This window comes from Aeromonas sanarellii, from assembly GCF_000820085.1.
Classification (GTDB): Bacteria; Pseudomonadota; Gammaproteobacteria; order Enterobacterales; family Aeromonadaceae; genus Aeromonas; species Aeromonas sanarellii.
This window is the reverse complement of record NZ_CDBN01000009.1, coordinates 1-18,365: the sequence shown is the minus strand read 5'-3', so window position 1 is coordinate 18,365 and position 18,365 is coordinate 1. Positions and strand designations below refer to the sequence as shown.

17 protein-coding genes and 1 tRNA gene are annotated in these 18,365 nt (G+C 57.0%); all 18 read left to right on the top strand.

Annotated elements, in window-relative coordinates:
• The coding region (locus BN1132_RS01850; protein ID WP_042074249.1) for an EF-Tu C-terminal domain-related protein at positions 1 to 279 on the top strand (279 nt) is incomplete at its 5' end.
• Between the two features lie 52 nt (positions 280 to 331).
• A tRNA-Trp gene (locus BN1132_RS01845) sits at positions 332 to 408 on the top strand.
• A 60-nt stretch (positions 409 to 468) separates the two neighbouring features.
• A complete protein-coding gene (gene secE / locus BN1132_RS01840; RefSeq protein ID WP_010675960.1) occupies positions 469 to 840 on the top strand; it encodes a preprotein translocase subunit SecE in 372 nt (123 codons plus the stop codon).
• Positions 841 to 849: 9 nt separating this feature from the next.
• Positions 850 to 1,401, top strand: a complete 552-nt coding sequence (gene nusG, locus BN1132_RS01835) for a transcription termination/antitermination protein NusG (protein WP_010675959.1) — start codon at positions 850 to 852, stop codon at positions 1,399 to 1,401.
• Between the two features lie 134 nt (positions 1,402 to 1,535).
• A complete protein-coding gene (gene rplK / locus BN1132_RS01830; protein WP_005306313.1) occupies positions 1,536 to 1,964 on the top strand; it encodes a 50S ribosomal protein L11 in 429 nt (142 codons plus the stop codon).
• 4 nt (positions 1,965 to 1,968) lie between these two features.
• Complete coding sequence (gene rplA / locus BN1132_RS01825) at positions 1,969 to 2,670, top strand: 50S ribosomal protein L1 (protein WP_010675958.1); 702 nt, start codon at positions 1,969 to 1,971, stop codon at positions 2,668 to 2,670.
• A 256-nt stretch (positions 2,671 to 2,926) separates the two neighbouring features.
• Entirely contained in the window at positions 2,927 to 3,427 is a 501-nt protein-coding gene (gene rplJ, locus BN1132_RS01820) for a 50S ribosomal protein L10 (RefSeq protein ID WP_005339895.1), read from the top strand.
• A gap of 51 nt (positions 3,428 to 3,478) precedes the next feature.
• Entirely contained in the window at positions 3,479 to 3,844 is a 366-nt protein-coding gene (gene rplL / locus BN1132_RS01815; protein ID WP_010675957.1) for a 50S ribosomal protein L7/L12, read from the top strand.
• A gap of 222 nt (positions 3,845 to 4,066) precedes the next feature.
• Positions 4,067 to 8,095 (top strand): DNA-directed RNA polymerase subunit beta, encoded by a 4,029-nt coding sequence (rpoB, locus tag BN1132_RS01810; protein WP_042074470.1) that lies wholly within the window; start codon positions 4,067 to 4,069, stop codon positions 8,093 to 8,095.
• Positions 8,096 to 8,186: 91 nt separating this feature from the next.
• Complete coding sequence (rpoC, locus tag BN1132_RS01805) at positions 8,187 to 12,491, top strand: DNA-directed RNA polymerase subunit beta' (protein WP_042074468.1); 4,305 nt, start codon at positions 8,187 to 8,189, stop codon at positions 12,489 to 12,491.
• A 196-nt stretch (positions 12,492 to 12,687) separates the two neighbouring features.
• On the top strand, positions 12,688 to 13,404 hold the full coding sequence (locus tag BN1132_RS01800) for a helix-turn-helix transcriptional regulator (protein WP_042074464.1): 717 nt from the start codon (positions 12,688 to 12,690) through the stop codon (positions 13,402 to 13,404).
• A gap of 26 nt (positions 13,405 to 13,430) precedes the next feature.
• Complete coding sequence (locus BN1132_RS01795; RefSeq protein ID WP_042074462.1) at positions 13,431 to 13,811, top strand: RidA family protein; 381 nt, start codon at positions 13,431 to 13,433, stop codon at positions 13,809 to 13,811.
• Positions 13,812 to 13,897: 86 nt separating this feature from the next.
• Positions 13,898 to 14,290 carry a sulfurtransferase complex subunit TusD gene (gene tusD, locus BN1132_RS01790; protein ID WP_042074458.1) on the top strand — a complete coding sequence of 131 codons (393 nt, stop codon included), beginning with the start codon at positions 13,898 to 13,900 and terminating at the stop codon, positions 14,288 to 14,290.
• Between the two features lie 8 nt (positions 14,291 to 14,298).
• Positions 14,299 to 14,655, top strand: coding sequence for a sulfurtransferase complex subunit TusC (gene tusC / locus BN1132_RS01785; RefSeq protein WP_042074456.1), 357 nt, complete (start codon positions 14,299 to 14,301; stop codon positions 14,653 to 14,655).
• A gap of 7 nt (positions 14,656 to 14,662) precedes the next feature.
• Entirely contained in the window at positions 14,663 to 14,941 is a 279-nt protein-coding gene (gene tusB / locus BN1132_RS01780) for a sulfurtransferase complex subunit TusB (RefSeq protein WP_042074454.1), read from the top strand.
• A gap of 182 nt (positions 14,942 to 15,123) precedes the next feature.
• Positions 15,124 to 15,498: a 30S ribosomal protein S12 gene (gene rpsL, locus BN1132_RS19260; RefSeq protein ID WP_026456685.1), complete on the top strand. Its 375-nt coding sequence runs from the start codon at positions 15,124 to 15,126 to the stop codon at positions 15,496 to 15,498.
• A 93-nt stretch (positions 15,499 to 15,591) separates the two neighbouring features.
• On the top strand, positions 15,592 to 16,062 hold the full coding sequence (gene rpsG, locus BN1132_RS01770; protein ID WP_042074449.1) for a 30S ribosomal protein S7: 471 nt from the start codon (positions 15,592 to 15,594) through the stop codon (positions 16,060 to 16,062).
• A gap of 75 nt (positions 16,063 to 16,137) precedes the next feature.
• Positions 16,138 to 18,243: an elongation factor G gene (gene fusA, locus BN1132_RS01765; RefSeq protein WP_042074448.1), complete on the top strand. Its 2,106-nt coding sequence runs from the start codon at positions 16,138 to 16,140 to the stop codon at positions 18,241 to 18,243.
• The last annotated feature ends 122 nt before the right edge of the window (positions 18,244 to 18,365 follow it).

Genomic DNA, 18,365 nt, shown 5'->3' with positions numbered 1-18,365 from the left:
ACCAAGTTCGAATCCGAAGTTTACGTGCTGTCCAAGGAAGAAGGTGGTCGTCACACCCCGTTCTTCAAGGGCTACCGTCCGCAGTTCTACTTCCGTACTACCGACGTGACCGGTACCATCGAACTGCCGGAAGGCGTAGAGATGGTGATGCCGGGCGACAACATCAAGATGGTTGTTACCCTGATTGCGCCGATCGCGATGGACGACGGCCTGCGTTTCGCCATCCGTGAAGGTGGCCGTACCGTAGGTGCTGGTGTTGTAGCTAAAGTTATCGCTTAATCTTGGCTTACATAAATAAAGCAAAGCCCCTATAATAGGGGCTTTCTTATGCAGGGGCGTAGTTCGAATTGGTAGAACAGCGGTCTCCAAAACCGATGGTTGCGGGTTCGAGTCCTGCCGCCCCTGCCATATACCTCGTCTCGTACGGGGCTTTTGTGTCTTTGGTTACGTCAGATACAGGTGGGTTGTATGAGTGTTAGTTCTGAGGGTCAGGGCGGAAGCAAGGATACCCTGCTTTGGGGTCTGGTTTTCATCATCCTGGCGGCCGCTGTAGTGGGCAATTACCTGCTGAGCGACGTTATTGCTGCCGTCCGCGCCCTGGGTGTGGTCGTTGTCATCGCCGCTGCTGGTGCAGTGGCCCTGCAAACCACCAAGGGCAAGGCAACACTGGCTTTTGCTCGTGAGTCTCGCCTGGAAGTCCGCAAGGTCGTATGGCCAACCCGTCAGGAAGCCATTCAGACAACCCTGATTGTGCTGGCGGTGACCGCCGTGATGGGGCTGTTGCTGTTCGTCTTGGACGGTGCCTTGGTCTGGTTGGTCAACCTGATTACCGGTGTGTAAGGATAAGCCATGACTGAACAACGTGAACAGCGTATGAGATGGTATGTGGTGCAGGCGTTTTCCGGCTATGAAGGCCGGGTTGCCAAATCCCTGCGTGAACATATCAAGATGCATGGCATGGAAGAGCTGTTTGGCGAAGTGCTGGTTCCGACCGAAGAAGTGGTCGAGATGCGCGCTGGCCAGAAGCGCAAGAGTGAGCGCAAATTTTTCCCGGGCTACGTCCTGGTCCAGATGGTGATGGATGAGACCACATGGCACCTGGTACGCAATGTACCGCGCGTCATGGGCTTCATCGGTGGCACTTCCGATCGTCCCGCTCCTATCTCCGATAAAGAAGCGGATGCCATCCTCAATCGTCTGCAAGATGCCCACGACAAGCCGCGTCCGAAAACCCTGTTTGAACCGGGTGAAATGGTGCGGGTTGCCGATGGTCCGTTCGCCGACTTCAACGGTACTGTTGAAGAGGTGGACTACGAAAAGAGCCGCGTGAAGGTCTCCGTACTGATCTTCGGCCGCTCAACACCGGTAGAACTGGATTTTGGTCAGGTCGAGAAAGGCTGATTAATCTCTGTACGTTTAACGGTTGTCAGGGGGAGCGATTATCTCTATAATTCGCTGCCCCTTTATTTGTTGGGGAGCCGTTTGCAGGAGCATGTCTCCGAGGCGTTAGAACCCATTTTTGAGGTATTTTTGTAATGGCTAAGAAAGTCACAGCTTATATCAAGCTGCAAGTTAAGGCTGGCAGTGCTAACCCCAGCCCTCCCGTTGGTCCTGCTCTGGGTCAGCACGGTGTGAACATCATGGAATTCTGTAAGGCATTCAACGCCCGTACAGAAAAGCTGGAAAAAGGTTCTCCGACTCCGGTCGTGATCACCGTTTACAGCGACCGTTCCTTCACCTTCGAAACCAAGACTCCGCCCGCTTCCTTCCTGCTGAAGAAAGCCGCTGGTATCCAGTCTGGTTCCGCCAAGCCGAACAAAGACAAGGTTGGTAAGGTGACTGTGGCTCAGCTGCAAGAAATCGCCAAGACCAAAGAGCCGGATATGACTGGTGCCGATCTGGATGCAAAAGTACGTTGCATCGCCGGTTCCGCTCGTTCCATGGGCCTGGTAGTGGAGGAGTAAGACAATGGCTAAACTGTCCAAGCGTATGCGCGTTATTCGCGAAAAAGTTGACGGTACCAAAGAGTACTCCATCAACGAAGCCATTGCCCTGCTGAAAGAACTGGCTACTGCCAAGTTCGTTGAAAGCGTTGACGTTGCCGTTAACCTGGGTATCGATGCTCGTAAATCCGACCAGAACGTACGTGGTGCAACTGTACTGCCGCACGGTACCGGTCGTGACATCCGTGTCGCCGTGTTCACCCAGGGTGCCAACGCCGAAGCCGCCAAGGCTGCCGGTGCTGAACTGGTTGGTATGGACGACCTGGCCGAGCTGGTCAAGAAAGGCGAGATGAACTTCGACGTCGTGATCGCATCCCCGGATGCCATGCGCGTTGTTGGTCAACTGGGCCAGATCCTGGGCCCGCGCGGCCTGATGCCGAACCCGAAGGTTGGTACCGTGACTCCGAACGTAGCCGAAGCCGTCAAGAACGCCAAGGCTGGTCAGGTTCGTTACCGTAACGACAAGAACGGTATCATTCACACCACCCTGGGCAAGGTCTCTTTCAACGAAGTTCAGCTGAAAGAAAACCTCGAAGCACTGCTGGTTGCCTTGAAGAAGGCCAAGCCGTCCTCCGCCAAGGGTGTATTCATCAAGAAAGTCAGCATCTCCACCACCATGGGTGCCGGTGTTGCCGTAGACCAAGCTTCCCTGGAAGCGCAGGCCTAATTGATGGGTTTTACAAGGCGCAAAATTTAATCTATAATTTTGCGCCTTGATTGGTTGGGGGTTTCGACCTCCGTCCAAGACCGCAGGAGGCCGCAGGGCCTTAATTTTTCCTGCGTAGACGGTGCCGGAAACCCAGCGAGAAAGATTCTTTCTCTTCTGGAATCCTGCTACCGCATCGTTCCCCTCTGTTGTAAAGGTAGGGGGGATGTGTCAGTACTGGGTCAACAGACCCGGATTCAATCCAGGAGTTAAGCCAATGGCATTGGGACTCGAAGACAAAAAGGCAATTGTTGCTGAAGTCAACGAAGCTGCCAAAGGCGCTCTTTCTGCAGTTGTAGCCGATTCTCGCGGCGTCACTGTAGACAAGATGACCGTCCTGCGTAAGACCGCTCGTGAAGCTGGTGTGTATATGCGCGTTGTGCGTAACACCCTGCTGCGTCGCGCGGTAGAAGGTACCGAATACGAGTGCCTGAACGACGCATTTACCGGTCCTACCTTGATTGCTTTCTCCAACGAACACCCGGGCGCTGCCGCTCGTCTGTTCAAAGAGTTTGCCAAAGCGAACCAAAAGTTCGAAATCAAGGCTGGCGCTTTTAACGGTGAGTTTATCGCCGCAGCACAAATTGATCGTCTGGCCACGCTGCCGACCTACGAAGAAGCAATTGCGAAGTTGATGGCTACCATGAAGGAAGCCTCTGCTGGCAAGCTGGTTCGTACTATCGCTGCTGTTCGCGACCAGAAACAAGCTGCTGCTTGATTCTCGCCTATCTAGGCTGTTTGAGTTTATTCAACATCAGGAATTTTTGTCATGTCTATCACTAAAGACCAAATCATCGAAGCCGTTGCTTCCATGTCCGTAATGGAAGTTGTTGAGCTGATCGAAGCTATGGAAGAGAAGTTCGGTGTTTCTGCCGCTGCTGCCGTCATGGCCGGCCCGGCTGCTGCTGAAGCAGTAGAAGAGAAGACCGAGTTCGACGTAGTTCTGACTGCTGCTGGCGCCAACAAAGTTGCCGTCATCAAGGCCGTTCGTGGCGCTACCGGTCTGGGCCTGAAAGAAGCCAAGGACCTGGTAGAAGCTGCTCCGACCAATCTGAAAGAAGCCGTGTCCAAGGACGAAGCTGAAGCTCTGAAGAAAGAGCTGGAAGCTGCCGGTGCTTCTGTTGAGATCAAATAATCTGCATTTATGTAGATTAGCCTGATAAAACAGGCTAGGGCTGGTGAATGTTTGTTCACCAGCCTTTTTGCGCTGTAGACTGAGAGCATTTCACACCGTTTACGACTCTCGGTGCACCAGCAATCCGGACCGCTTCATCGTCCGGGCCAACACAAAACGGTGTTGAGACAGAGCTGTCCCGCGGGACAGAGTGGGTCACTTATCAGCGAGCTGAGGAACCCTATGGTTTACTCTTATACCGAAAAAAAACGCATTCGTAAGGACTTCGGTAAGCGAGACCAGGTACTGGACACGCCTTATCTGTTGTCCATTCAGCTGGACTCCTTCAAGCAGTTCATCGAGGCCGACCCGGAAGGTGAATATGGCCTAGAGGCCGCTTTCCGTAGCGTTTTCCCGATCACCAGTTACTCCGGTAGTGCTGAGCTTCAGTATGTCAGCTATCGCCTGGGTGAGCCGGTATTTGACGTAAAAGAATGCCAGATCCGTGGAGTGACCTACTCCGCGCCGCTGCGTGTCAAGCTTCGTATGGTTCTGTACGACCGTGAAGCAGCTGCCGGCACCGTCAAAGATATCAAGGAACAAGAAGTATACATGGGCGAAATTCCGCTCATGACCGAAAACGGCACCTTTGTCATCAATGGTACCGAGCGGGTTATCGTCTCCCAGCTGCACCGCAGCCCGGGCGTCTTCTTCGACCACGATAAAGGCAAAACACATTCATCCGGTAAGGTACTGTATAACGCCCGCGTTATCCCCTACCGTGGCTCCTGGCTGGACTTCGAGTTCGATGCGAAAGACAACCTGTTTGTCCGTATCGACCGTCGTCGCAAACTGCCGGCCTCCATTATTCTGCGCGCCCTGGACTTCAGCTCCGAAGAAATCCTGGCCACCTTCTTCGAGACCATAGGTTTCGAGGTCAAGGATGGCAAGTTGATGATGGATCTGGTGCCCGAGCGCCTGCGTGGCGAAACCGCGACCTTCGACATCATTGCCAATGGCGCCGTGGTGGTCGAGACCGGTCGTCGTGTCACCGCGCGTCACATCCGCCAGCTGGAAAAAGACGGCATCACCCAGATCGAGGTGCCGGTCGAGTATGTTGTTGGCAAAGTTGCTGCCAAAAACTACGCGCACCCGCAGACTGGTGAAATGGTCGTCACTGCCAACCAGGCCCTGAGCCTGGAAGCGGTAGCCAACCTGTCCCAAGCCGGCTTCAAGCACTTCGAGGTTCTGTTCACCAACGAACTGGACCACGGTGCCTACATGTCCGAGACCCTGCGTATCGACTCCAGCTCCAGCCGCCTGGAAGCCCTGGTCGAGATCTATCGCATGATGCGTCCGGGCGAGCCGCCCACTCGCGAAGCGGCCGAACAGCTGTTCGAGAACCTGTTCTTCTCTTCCGAGCGTTACGACCTGTCTACCGTGGGTCGGATGAAGTTCAACCGCCGTCTGGGTCGTGAAGACGAGACCGGCGTCGGCGTGCTGACCAAGGACGACATCGTCGAGGTCATGAAGCGTCTGATCGACATCCGTAACGGCAACGACGAAGTGGACGATATCGACCACCTGGGCAACCGTCGTATTCGTTCCGTCGGTGAAATGGCCGAGAACCAGTTCCGCGTCGGTCTGGTCCGTGTCGAGCGTGCGGTGAAGGAGCGCCTGTCTTTGGGCGATCTGGACACCCTGATGCCGCAGGATCTGATCAACGCCAAGCCGATCTCCGCCGCGGTCAAAGAGTTCTTCGGTTCCAGCCAGCTGTCCCAGTTCATGGATCAGAACAACCCGCTGTCCGAAGTGACCCACAAGCGCCGTATCTCCGCGCTGGGCCCGGGCGGTCTGACCCGTGAGCGTGCCGGCTTCGAAGTTCGAGACGTACACCCGACCCACTACGGCCGTCTGTGCCCCATCGAAACGCCGGAAGGTCCGAACATCGGTCTGATCAACTCGCTGTCTGTGTATTCCCGCACCAACGAGTACGGTTTCCTCGAGACCCCGTACCGCAAGGTCATCGACGGTGTGATCACCGACGAAGTGGACTACTTGTCCGCGATCGAAGAAGGCAAGTACGTGATCGCCCAGGCCAACGCCGCGACCACCGAAGATGGCCGTCTGAAAGATGAGCTGATCCCGTGCCGTCACAAGGGTGAATCCACCTTTATGAACGCCGACCAGATCCAGTATATGGACGTGAGCCCGCAACAGATCGTCTCTGTGGCAGCGGCCCTGATCCCCTTCCTGGAGCACGATGATGCTAACCGAGCCCTGATGGGTTCGAACATGCAACGTCAGGCCGTACCAACCCTGCGCGCCGACAAGCCGCTGGTAGGTACCGGTATGGAACGCGCCGTGGCCGTCGACTCCGGTGTTACCGTGGTGGCCAAGCGTGGCGGCATGATCGACTACGTCGACGCCTCCCGTATCGTTATCAAGGTCAACGAGGATGAGCTGCTGCCTGGCGAAGCCGGCATCGACATCTACAACTTGACCAAGTACACCCGTTCCAACCAGAACACCTGTATCAACCAGCGTCCGTGCGTGATGTTGGGCGAACCGGTGATGGCGGGCGACGTGCTGGCTGACGGTCCGTCCACCGACCTGGGTGAACTGGCGCTGGGTCAGAACCTGCGCGTCGCGTTCATGCCGTGGAACGGTTACAACTTCGAAGACTCGATCCTGGTGAACGAGCGCGTGGTTCAGGAAGATCGCCTGACTACCATCCACATCCAGGAACTGGCCTGTATCTCCCGCGACACCAAGCTGGGTCCGGAAGAGATCACTGCCGACATCCCGAACGTGGGTGAAGCCGCTCTGTCCAAGCTGGACGAGTCCGGTATCGTCTACGTGGGTGCGGAAGTGAAGGGCGGCGACATCCTGGTCGGCAAGGTAACACCCAAGGGTGAAACCCAGCTGACCCCGGAAGAGAAGCTGCTGCGCGCCATCTTCGGTGAGAAGGCGTCCGACGTGAAGGACTCTTCCCTGCGTGTGCCGAACGGTGTGTACGGTACCGTGGTTGACGTGCAGGTCTTTACCCGCGATGGCGTGGAAAAAGACAAGCGCGCCAAAGAAATCGAAGAGATGCAGCTGAAGGAAGCGAAGAAGGACTTGACCGAAGAGTTCAAGATCCTGGAAGACGGCATTTTCGGCCGTTCCCGCAACCTGCTGCTGGCCGCCGGTTACAGCGAAGATCGTCTGAACAAGCTGGATCGTTCCAAGTGGTTTGAACTGGCCATCGAAGATGAAGCCAAGCAAATCGAGCTGGAACAGATCGCTGAACAGCACGTTGAGCTGAAGGCCGAGTTCGACAAGAAATTCGAGAACAAGCGTCGCAAGATCATCCAGGGCGATGATCTGGCGCCGGGCGTACTGAAGATCGTCAAGGTCTATCTGGCCGTCAAGCGTCGCATCCAGCCGGGTGACAAGATGGCGGGTCGTCACGGTAACAAGGGTGTTATCTCCAAGATCTGCCCGGTCGAGGATATGCCCCATGACGAATACGGCCGTCCGGTCGACATCGTACTGAACCCGCTGGGCGTACCGTCCCGTATGAACATCGGTCAGATCCTCGAAGTGCATCTGGGCCTCGCGGCCAAGGGCATCGGCGAGAAGATCGACCGCATGATCAAGGATCAGCGCGAGCTGCACGAGATGCGCGAGTTCCTGCAGCAGGTCTATGACCTGGGCGAGAAGGACTCCCAGCAAGTGAACATCGCCGAGCTGTCTGACGACGACGTGCGCACCCTGGTGGGTAACCTGCGTAAGGGTCTGCCGGTCGCTACACCTGTCTTTGATGGCGCCAAAGAGCGTGAAATCAAGGCCTTGCTGAAGCTGGCCGATCTGCCGGAATCCGGTCAGATCTCCCTGTACGACGGTCGTACCGGCAACGCCTTCGAGCGCAAAGTCACCGTGGGTTACATGTACATGCTGAAGCTGAACCACCTGGTAGACGACAAGATGCACGCGCGTTCTACCGGTTCCTACAGCCTGGTTACCCAGCAGCCGCTGGGTGGTAAGGCGCAGTTCGGTGGTCAGCGGTTCGGTGAGATGGAAGTGTGGGCCCTGGAGGCTTACGGTGCGGCATATACCCTGCAGGAAATGCTGACCGTCAAGTCTGACGATGTGAACGGCCGTACCAAGATGTACAAGAACATCGTGGATGGCGACCACCGTATGGAGCCGGGCATGCCCGAATCCTTCAACGTATTGCTGAAGGAAATCCGCTCTCTGGGTATCAACATCGAGCTGGACGAAGAGTAAGAGCTCGCTCTTATTGTTCGAGAATTGACGTGGGCGCCCCGCTGTTTCGGCAGCTGGGGCGCCGAGGTTAGACTCCTGACAGGGGAAACACGTGAAAGACTTACTCAAGTTTTTGAAGGCTCAGACCAAGACCGAAGAGTTTGACAGTATCAAGATCGGTCTGGCCTCTCCTGACATGATCCGCTCCTGGTCATTTGGTGAGGTCAAAAAGCCTGAGACCATCAACTACCGGACTTTCAAGCCGGAGCGTGATGGTCTGTTCTGCGCCCGTATCTTCGGACCGGTGAAGGACTACGAGTGTCTGTGCGGCAAGTACAAGCGCCTGAAACACCGTGGTGTGATCTGTGAGAAGTGCGGCGTAGAAGTGACCCAGACCAAGGTCCGTCGTGAGCGCATGGGCCACATCGAGCTGGCCAGCCCGACTGCCCACATCTGGTTCCTGAAGTCCCTGCCGTCCCGTATCGGTCTGCTGCTGGACATGACCCTGCGTGACATCGAGCGCGTGCTGTATTTCGAATCCTATGTGGTGATCGAACCCGGCATGACCAACCTCGAGCGCAGCCAGATGCTGTCCGAAGAGAACTATCTGGACGCACTGGAAGAGTGGGGCGACGAATTCGATGCCAAGATGGGTGCCGAGGCCATTCTGGCCCTGCTGCGCGCCATCGATCTGGAAGGCGAAGTCAAAGCCATGCGTGAGGAGCTGGATCAGACCAACTCCGAGACCAAGCGCAAGAAGACCACCAAGCGTCTGAAGCTGATGGAAGCCTTCCTGCAGTCCGGCAACAAGCCGGAGTGGATGATCATGACAGTGCTGCCCGTGCTGCCGCCGGACCTGCGTCCGCTGGTACCGCTGGACGGCGGCCGTTTCGCGACCTCCGATCTGAACGATCTGTACCGTCGCGTGATCAACCGTAACAACCGTCTGAAGCGTCTGCTGGACCTGGCGGCTCCGGACATCATCGTGCGCAACGAAAAGCGCATGCTGCAAGAGTCTGTGGATGCCCTGCTGGACAACGGCCGTCGTGGTCGTGCCATCACCGGTTCCAACAAGCGCCCGCTGAAATCCCTGGCCGACATGATCAAGGGTAAGCAAGGTCGTTTCCGTCAGAACCTGCTGGGTAAACGTGTCGACTACTCCGGTCGTTCCGTTATCACCGTAGGTCCGACCCTGCGTCTGCATCAGTGCGGTCTGCCGAAGAAGATGGCGCTGGAGCTGTTCAAGCCCTTCATCTATGGCAAGCTGGAATCCCGCGGTCTGGCGACCACCATCAAGGCCGCCAAGAAGATGGTGGAGCGCGAAGAAGCCGTCGTTTGGGACATCCTAGACGAAGTGATCCGCGAACACCCGGTCCTGCTGAACCGTGCACCGACCCTGCACCGTCTGGGTATCCAGGCGTTTGAACCGACCCTGATCGAAGGCAAGGCCATCCAGCTGCACCCGCTCGTCTGTGCCGCCTATAACGCGGACTTCGACGGTGACCAGATGGCGGTCCACGTACCGCTGACCCTGGAAGCCCAGCTGGAAGCGCGCGCCCTGATGATGTCCACCAACAACATCCTGTCGCCCGCCTCCGGTGAGCCGATCATCGTTCCTTCCCAGGACGTGGTCTTGGGTCTGTACTACATGACCCGTGCCCGCATCAACGCCAAGGGCGAAGGCATGGTGCTGTCCGGTCCGAAAGAGGCCGAGAAGGTCTACCGTGCCGGTCTGGCCGACCTGCATGCTCGCGTCAAGTGCCGCATCACCGAGTACGTGAAGAACGAAGCCGGTGAGCTGGTTGCCAAGACCGAGATGAAGAACACCACAGTTGGTCGTGCGATCCTGAGCCTGATCCTGCCCAAAGGCATGGAATACGCGCTGATCGATGAGCCCAAGGTGCTGACTGCCGCCGAACAGGCCGATCTGGATGCCAACCCGCAGAACTGGATAAAGTGCGTCTCCAACAAGGCGCTGGGCAAGAAGCTCATCTCCCGTCTGCTGAACACCTGCTATCGCAAGCAGGGCCTGAAGGACACCGTCATCTTCGCTGACCAGCTGATGTACACCGGTTTCCACTACGCGGCCCTGTCCGGTGCGTCCGTTGGTATCGATGACATGGTCATCCCGGACGCCAAGAAAGACATCATCGCCGCCGCTGAAGCCGAAGTCGCCGAGATCCAGGACCAGTTCCTGTCCGGTCTGGTGACCGCAGGCGAGCGCTACAACAAGGTTATCGATATCTGGGCCAGCGCGAACGATCGCGTCTCCAAGGCCATGATGGACAACCTGTCCAAGGAGCGTAACGTCAACTCCCTGGGCGATGAGGAAGAGCAGGCCTCCTTCAACAGCATCTTCATGATGGCCGACTCCGGTGCGCGGGGTTCCGCCGCCCAGATCCGTCAGCTGGCCGGTATGCGTGGCCTGATGGCGAAACCGGATGGCTCCATCATCGAAACGCCGATCGTGGCGAACTTCCGTGAAGGTCTGAACGTACTGCAGTACTTCATCTCCACTCACGGTGCTCGTAAGGGTCTGGCGGATACCGCATTGAAGACCGCGAACTCCGGTTACCTGACCCGTCGTCTGGTTGACGTGGCCCAGGACATGGTGATCACCGAGGACGATTGCGGCACTACCGACGGTCTGTGGATGACTCCGCTGATCGAAGGTGGCGACGTGGTCGAGCCGCTGCGTGAGCGCGTGCTGGGTCGTGTGGTGGCCGAAGACGTCATCAAGCCGGGTACCGAGGATGAAGTGCTGGTAGCGCGCAACACCCTGCTCGACGAGCAGCTGTGTGACCTGCTGGAGCGCAACTCCGTCGACCGCGTGAAGGTACGTTCCGCCATCACCTGTGAGACCGACTTCGGCAACTGTGCTCACTGCTACGGCCGTGATCTGGCCCGTGGTCACCTGGTTAACAAGGGTGAGGCTGTCGGTGTTATCGCCGCCCAGTCCATCGGTGAGCCGGGTACCCAGCTGACGATGCGTACCTTCCACATCGGTGGTGCCGCATCCCGAGCGGCTGCCGAGAGCAGCATCCAGGTGAAGAACACCGGTAGTATCAAGCTGCAGAACGCCAAGTTCGTTCTGAACAACTCTGACAAGCTGGTTATCACCTCCCGTTCTACCGAGCTGACCATCATGGATGAGATGGGCCGTACCAAGGAAAGCCACAAGCTGCCTTACGGTTCCGTCCTGGAAGTGAAGGATGGCCAGGCCGTGAGCGCCGGTGATACCGTCGCGAACTGGGACCCGCACACCCACCCGATCATCACCGAAGTGGCGGGTCGTCTGCACTTCGAACACATGATCGATGGCGTGACCATCACTCGTCAGACCGACGAGCTGACCGGTCTCTCCTCCATCGTCGTGCTGGACGTCAACGAGCGTCCGAGCGCCGGTAAAGAGATGCGTCCGACCGTGAAACTGGTCGACCTGAACGGCAAGGATGTGATGATCCCGGGCACCGACGTTCCCGCCCAGTACTTCCTGCCGGGCAAGGCGATTGTGAACCTGGAAGATGGCGCCAACGTGGGCGTGGGTGACGCGGTTGCGCGTATCCCGCAAGAGTCCAGTGGTACCAAGGACATCACCGGTGGTCTGCCGCGCGTTGCGGATCTGTTCGAAGCACGTCAGCCGAAAGAGCCGGCCATTCTGGCCGAAATCTCCGGCACCATCTCCTTCGGGAAAGAGACCAAGGGCAAGCGCCGTCTGGTCATCACCCCGACCGACGGTGGCGAGATCTACGAAGAGATGATTCCGAAGTGGCGTCACCTCAACGTGTTCGAAGGTGAAAAAGTTGAGAAGGGTGAAGTCCTGGCGGACGGTCCTGAGTCTGCTCACGACATCCTGCGTCTGCGCGGTATCAGCCCGGTCGCCAACTACATCGCCAACGAAGTGCAGGACGTTTATCGTCTGCAGGGCGTTAAGATCAACGACAAGCACATCGAAGTCATCGTGCGTCAGATGCTTCGCAAGTGCGAGATCCTGAGCGCCGGCGACACCGACCTCATCGAAGGCGAGCAGGTTGAAGTGGCCCGTGTGAAGATTGCCAACCGTAAACTGGTTGCCGAAGGCAAGACCCCGGCTACCTACCGTCACATCCTGATGGGTATTACCAAGGCATCTCTGAGCACCGAGTCCTTCATCTCCGCGGCTTCCTTCCAGGAAACCACCCGGGTTCTGACCGAAGCGGCCGTTGGCGGCAAGCGCGACGAACTGCGTGGCCTGAAAGAGAACGTGATCGTGGGTCGTCTGATCCCGGCGGGTACCGGCTTTGCCTACCACCACAGCCGGATCAACCAGCGTGCCGCCGCAGCCCGTGCTGTTGGTGTACCGCAGGTGACTGCCGATGAGGCTCAGCAAAATCTGGCGGATCTGCTCAACGCAGCCGGCAGCTTTGACGAAGAGTAATCTTCCGCTGCAGTGATCGAAAAGGGCCCCTTCTAGGGGCCCTTTTTTCGTTCAGCTCACGGCCGCCAGCCTGCACCGGGCTGGGGCAGGGGATGATCCAGTGCAAGGTTATAGAGCAAAAAATCAAAAAAAGTTGACATTGACCCCTCGCAATTGAAAACTCGGGAAAGTTGAATGGGTATTACAGGGGTAGAACATGGCTGTCGGTATCGAGGAAGTACTGCTTCCCGAAGAGCAACTGAGCGGTCGCGCTTTTACAGACGAAGACAGGGAATTGTTGCGTTCATATGGGGGCCTCATCGATGGCCTGGCCGATCTGTTCGGCAAGCACTGCGAGGTGGTGCTCCACTCCCTGGAAAATCTGCATGAGTCCGTGATCCAAATCGCGAATGGTTTCAATACGGGTCGTACTCTGGGGGCGCCGATCACCGATCTCGCCCTGCGCATGCTCAAGGACATCGAGAGCACGGGCCAGGATCACACCCAGAGTTATTTTGCCCGCAGCCGGACCGGTGCCCTGATGAAATCGAGCACCATCGCCATCCGCAACCGCGACAAGCAGGTGATCGGTCTTATCTGCATCAACCTGCACATCAATGCGCCCTTCCACGAGTTCGTGGCCGAGTTCTTCCCGACCCCGCAGCAGGTGGAGCGCCAATCGCCGGAGACCTTCGCCAACAGTGTCGAGGAGCTGGTCGCCCAGACGGTGGACAACACCATCGACGAGATCAACCGCGATCCCTCCGTGGCCAACAACGCGAAGAACCGTTTTATCGTGACCCAGTTGTTCGAGAAGGGCATATTTGATATCAAGGACTCGATCAACCTAGTCGCCGACAAGCTGAATATTTCCAAACATACCGTGTATCTCTACATCCGACAGCGCAAGCAGGGTGAAGAAGAGAGCGAGTAAGCGCCATAGATAGGGGATAGATAACAATGGCTAAAGAAGTGATTGCAACCGACAAGGCGCCAGCCGCAATTGGCCCTTATGTTCAGGCGACCAAGCTGGGTGAGCTGGTGTTCACCTCAGGGCAGATCCCGCTCGATCCTGCCACCATGGACATAGTCGCCGGTGGCATCGAAGCTCAGGCCGAACAGGTGATGAAGAATCTGGTTGCAGTATTGAAGGCTGCAGGGGCGGATACCAGCAAGGTGCTGAAGACCACCTGCTTCCTGAGCGACATGAACAACTTCGTGGCCTTCAACCAGGTGTATGCCCGCTACTTCGGGGAGTCCGCTCCCGCACGCTCCTGCGTGGAAGTGGCGCGCCTGCCCAAGGACGTCCTGGTCGAAGTGGAAGCCATTGCTCATCTCTGAGCCTCTGTATTGGCAGAAGCCCCTCCCAGGAGGGGCTTTTTCGTCTTTGAGGTAGAATGGTTGCATACCCTTGCAGGAGTCCGGACATGAGTCTGAATTTTGCGCTGCTGGTCACCGGGCCCGCCTATGGTACCCAGACGGCCAGCACCGCCTATCGCTTCGCCCTGAGCCTCGTTGGGCAGGGGCACCGTTTGTCTCATCTGTTCTTCTATCAGGATGGGGTTCACAACGGCAACGGTCTGCATGCCCCGGCCAGCGATGAGACCGATCTGGTTGCGCTGTGGCGTGAATTGGCGCAGGCACAAGGCATCGCTATCGATGTGTGCGTGGCTGCGGCGATGCGACGTGGAGTGATCGACGAGACGGAGGCGAGGAGTGCAGGCAAATCCCAGTTCAATCTGCAGGCGCCCTTTCGCCTGAGCGGCCTGGGCCAGTTGGCCGAGGCCAGCCTGACTGCCGATCGCTTCGTCCAGTTCTAGGGGGTGACATGACCAAGATAGCTTTTATCTGTCGGCGTGGTCCCCATGGCTCGGCGAGCGGTCGGGAGGGGCTGGATGCCCTGCTGGCGACCTCGGCCCTGACGGAGTCTCTGGCCCTCTTCCTGATGGGAGACGGCGTATTGCAGCTGGTGAAGGAGCAGTCGCCCCAGGCGACACTGCAGCGTCACTATGCCCCGACCTTCAAGATGCTGGAACTGTATGACATCGAGGAGGTCTACGTCTGCGCGGTGTCGCTGGCCGAGCGCGGGCTGACGGTGGCGGATCTGCTGATCCCCGTGACCCTGTTGTCCCCCGCTGAGATCCGCCGTTCCTGGGACGATTTCACCACCCATATCTGCTTCTGAGGTACCCATGATACAGATGGTATTGAACTCTCCCTTCCAGAGTCAGGACCTCGAACAGGCGCTGCGCTATCGTCGGGAAGAGGATCTGCTGGTGCTAATGCAGGACGCCGTGGTGGCCACGGTGGCGCCGTCGTGGCGTGCACGGCTGGCCGGCATTCCGCTCTATGTCATGGTGGAAGACTTGCAGGCGAGGGGATTGTCATCCGGGATCGGGATGGAACTCGACATGCCCGGTTTGATCAGCCTGATCGCCGAACATGGATCGCCGCAGACCTGGGCCAGCTAGTTTGTGTTTTCACGATATAACTCAGGTGCTTAGCATAATGGTAACGGACTGTCATTTGCCATTTCGGTGCACAAATTGTATAAATCTTGACTCCCCAGACAACAGGGCATAAAATTTCGCGTCCCCGTATCTGCGGGGAGGATTTTTCACACGTTTATGAAGTCATTATCAGGAGCCTTTTGATGGCAACTATTAACCAGTTGGTTCGCAAGCCACGCACCAAGCTCGTTGTGAAAAGCAACGTGCCGGCGTTGGAAGCGTGCCCTCAGAAGCGTGGCGTATGCACCCGTGTATACACCACCACCCCGAAGAAGCCTAACTCTGCACTGCGTAAAGTATGCCGTGTACGTCTGACCAACGGCTTCGAAGTCACCTCCTACATCGGTGGTGAAGGTCACAACCTGCAGGAACACTCCGTTGTTCTGATCCGTGGCGGTCGTGTAAAGGACTTGCCAGGTGTTCGTTATCACACCGTTCGTGGTGCGTTGGACTGTGCCGGTGTTAAAGACCGTAAGCAGGCTCGCTCCAAGTACGGCGTGAAGCGTCCGAAAGCTTAATGGTTCTCCGTTAAGTAAGGCCAAACGTTAATTCGTTTCTAGTTAGATAACTTTCTAGTTTTGGGTAACCCCTGAAGTTACGGAGAATTTGAAATGCCAAGACGTCGTGTTGTTGGTCAGCGTAAAATCCTGCCGGATCCCAAGTTCGGATCTGAGCTGCTGGCTAAATTTGTCAACGTAGTAATGGTTGACGGTAAGAAATCTGTTGCAGAAGCCATCGTATATGGCGCCCTGGACATCATTGCCACCAAATCTGGCAAAGAGCACCTGGCCCTGTTCGAAGTCGCTCTGGACAACATTCGTCCGGCGGTCGAGGTTAAATCTCGTCGCGTCGGTGGTGCAACCTATCAGGTGCCGGTAGAAGTTCGTCCGGTACGTCGCAACGCCCTGGCAATGCGCTGGTTGGTTGATGCCGCTCGTAAACGTGGTGAAAAATCAATGGCTCAGCGTTTGGCTGGCGAGCTGCTGGATGCCGCTGAGAATAAGGGTTCGTCTGTCAAGAAACGTGAAGACGTTCACCGTATGGCTGAAGCGAACAAGGCCTTCGCTCACTTCCGCTGGTAATCCGCTTGCGCAGGGTCTTCTGGCTCTGCGCACCTTTAATTATCTGGGGACAAGTGCCCTAGTAAGAGGATGACAATGGCTCGTACAACCCCCATTGAGCGTTATCGTAACATCGGTATCTCCGCTCACATCGACGCCGGTAAGACTACTACTACCGAGCGCGTCCTGTTTTACACCGGCGTAAGTCACAAGATCGGTGAAGTTCACGATGGCGCCGCCACCATGGACTGGATGGAACAGGAACAAGAGCGTGGTATCACCATCACCTCCGCCGCGACCACCGCTTTCTGGTCCGGTATGGGTAAACAGTTCCAACCGCACCGTATCAACATCATCGATACCCCGGGCCACGTTGACTTTACTATCGAAGTAGAGCGCTCCATGCGTGTTCTGGATGGCGCCGTGATGGTGTACTGTGCCGTAGGTGGCGTACAGCCCCAGTCTGAAACCGTATGGCGTCAGGCTAACAAGTACAAGGTTCCCCGTATCGCGTTCGTCAACAAGATGGACCGTACCGGTGCCAACTTCCTGCGCTGCGTTGAGCACATCAAGACCCGTCTGAAAGGCAACCCGGTTCCGCTGCAACTGAACATCGGTTCAGAAGAGAACTTCAAGGGTGTTATCGACCTGGTCAAGATGAAGGCCATCAACTGGAGCGAAGCCGACCAGGGCGTTTCCTTCGACTACGAAGACGTGCCGGCCGAGCTGCTGGAACAAGCGCAAGAAATGCGCATGAACCTGGTTGAAGCCGCTGCCGAAGCGTCTGAAGACCTGATGGAAAAATACCTGGGTGGTGAAGAACTGACCGAGGAAGAGATCAAGAAGGCTCTTCGTCAGCGCGTTCTGAACAACGAAATCATCCTGGTTACCTGTGGCTCCGCGTTCAAGAACAAGGGCGTACAGGCCATGCTGGATGCCGTGGTCGAGTACCTGCCGGCGCCGACCGACGTTGCTGCTATCGACGGTCTGAAGCTGGACGGCGAGACCAAGGACGAGCGTCACGCTTCCGATGACGAGCCGTTCTCCGCTCTGGCGTTCAAGATTGCTACCGACCCGTTCGTGGGCAACCTGACCTTCTTCCGCGTTTACTCCGGTGTGGTTAACTCCGGTGACTCTGTGCTGAACTCCGTCAAAGAGAAGCGCGAGCGTTTTGGCCGTATCGTTCAGATGCACGCCAACAAGCGTGAAGAGATCAAAGAAGTTCGTGCGGGCGACATCGCCGCAGCCATCGGTCTGAAGGACGTCACCACCGGTGACACCCTGTGTGACGAAAACGCCCCGATCATCCTGGAGCGTATGGAATTCCCGGAGCCGGTAATCTCCATTGCCGTTGAGCCGAAATCCAAGGCTGACCAGGAGAAGATGGGTCTGGCTCTGGGTCGTCTGGCTCAGGAAGATCCGTCCTTCCGTGTATGGACCGACGAAGAATCTGGCCAGACCATCATCGCCGGTATGGGTGAGCTGCACCTGGACATCATCGTTGACCGTATGCGTCGCGAGTTCAAGGTAGAAGCGAACGTAGGTAAGCCGCAGGTTGCCTACCGTGAAACCATCCGCACCACCGTCAAGGACATCGAAGGCAAGCATGCCAAGCAGTCCGGTGGTCGTGGTCAGTACGGTCACGTCGTTATCGACATGTACCCGCTGGAAGAAGGTAAAGCCTACGAATTCGTCAACGACATCAAGGGTGGCGTGATTCCGGGCGAATTCATTCCGGGCGTCGACAAGGGTATCCGCGAGCAGCTGAAGTCCGGCCCGCTGGCAGGTTATCCGGTAATGGACCTGGGCGTGCGTCTGCACTTCGGTTCTTACCACGATGTCGACTCTTCCGAACTGGCGTTCAAGATCGCTGCTTCTCTGGCGTTCAAGGCTGGCTTCATGAAGGCCAACCCGGTACTGCTCGAGCCGATCATGAAGGTCGAAGTCGAGACTCCGGAAGACTACATGGGCGACGTTATCGGTGACCTGAACCGTCGTCGCGGCCTGATCGAAGGCATGGAAGATGGCCCGTCCGGCAAGATCGTACGTGCTCTGGTGCCGCTGGCCGAGATGTTCGGTTACGCCACCTCCCTGCGTTCTGCTACCCAGGGTCGCGCTTCCTACGCCATGGAATTCGCCAAGTATCACGATGCCCCGACTAACGTCGCCCAGGCCGTGATCGAAGAGCGCAAATCCAAGTAATTTAAGATTCCCCGCCTACGACGGTAGGCGGGTTTAACCTAGAAGGACTACGTCGTGTCTAAAGAAAAATTTGAGCGTAATAAACCGCACGTAAACGTCGGCACCATCGGCCACGTTGACCA

Bases quoted from the DNA above. Each gene is read 5' to 3' on its own strand.
- rpsG (WP_042074449.1), top strand. From the start codon at position 15,592: ATGCCAAGACGTCGTGTTGTTGGTCAGCGTAAAATCCTGCCGGATCCC.
- tusC (WP_042074456.1), top strand. From the start codon at position 14,299: ATGACCAAGATAGCTTTTATCTGTCGGCGTGGTCCCCATGGCTCGGCG.
- rplJ (WP_005339895.1), top strand. From the start codon at position 2,927: ATGGCATTGGGACTCGAAGACAAAAAGGCAATTGTTGCTGAAGTCAAC.
- nusG (WP_010675959.1), top strand. From the start codon at position 850: ATGACTGAACAACGTGAACAGCGTATGAGATGGTATGTGGTGCAGGCG.
- BN1132_RS01800 (WP_042074464.1), top strand. From the start codon at position 12,688: ATGGCTGTCGGTATCGAGGAAGTACTGCTTCCCGAAGAGCAACTGAGC.
- rplK (WP_005306313.1), top strand. From the start codon at position 1,536: ATGGCTAAGAAAGTCACAGCTTATATCAAGCTGCAAGTTAAGGCTGGC.
- rplL (WP_010675957.1), top strand. From the start codon at position 3,479: ATGTCTATCACTAAAGACCAAATCATCGAAGCCGTTGCTTCCATGTCC.
- tusB (WP_042074454.1), top strand. From the start codon at position 14,663: ATGATACAGATGGTATTGAACTCTCCCTTCCAGAGTCAGGACCTCGAA.
- secE (WP_010675960.1), top strand. From the start codon at position 469: ATGAGTGTTAGTTCTGAGGGTCAGGGCGGAAGCAAGGATACCCTGCTT.
- tusD (WP_042074458.1), top strand. From the start codon at position 13,898: ATGAGTCTGAATTTTGCGCTGCTGGTCACCGGGCCCGCCTATGGTACC.
- BN1132_RS01795 (WP_042074462.1), top strand. From the start codon at position 13,431: ATGGCTAAAGAAGTGATTGCAACCGACAAGGCGCCAGCCGCAATTGGC.
- rplA (WP_010675958.1), top strand. From the start codon at position 1,969: ATGGCTAAACTGTCCAAGCGTATGCGCGTTATTCGCGAAAAAGTTGAC.
- rpoB (WP_042074470.1), top strand. From the start codon at position 4,067: ATGGTTTACTCTTATACCGAAAAAAAACGCATTCGTAAGGACTTCGGT.
- rpsL (WP_026456685.1), top strand. From the start codon at position 15,124: ATGGCAACTATTAACCAGTTGGTTCGCAAGCCACGCACCAAGCTCGTT.
- fusA (WP_042074448.1), top strand. From the start codon at position 16,138: ATGGCTCGTACAACCCCCATTGAGCGTTATCGTAACATCGGTATCTCC.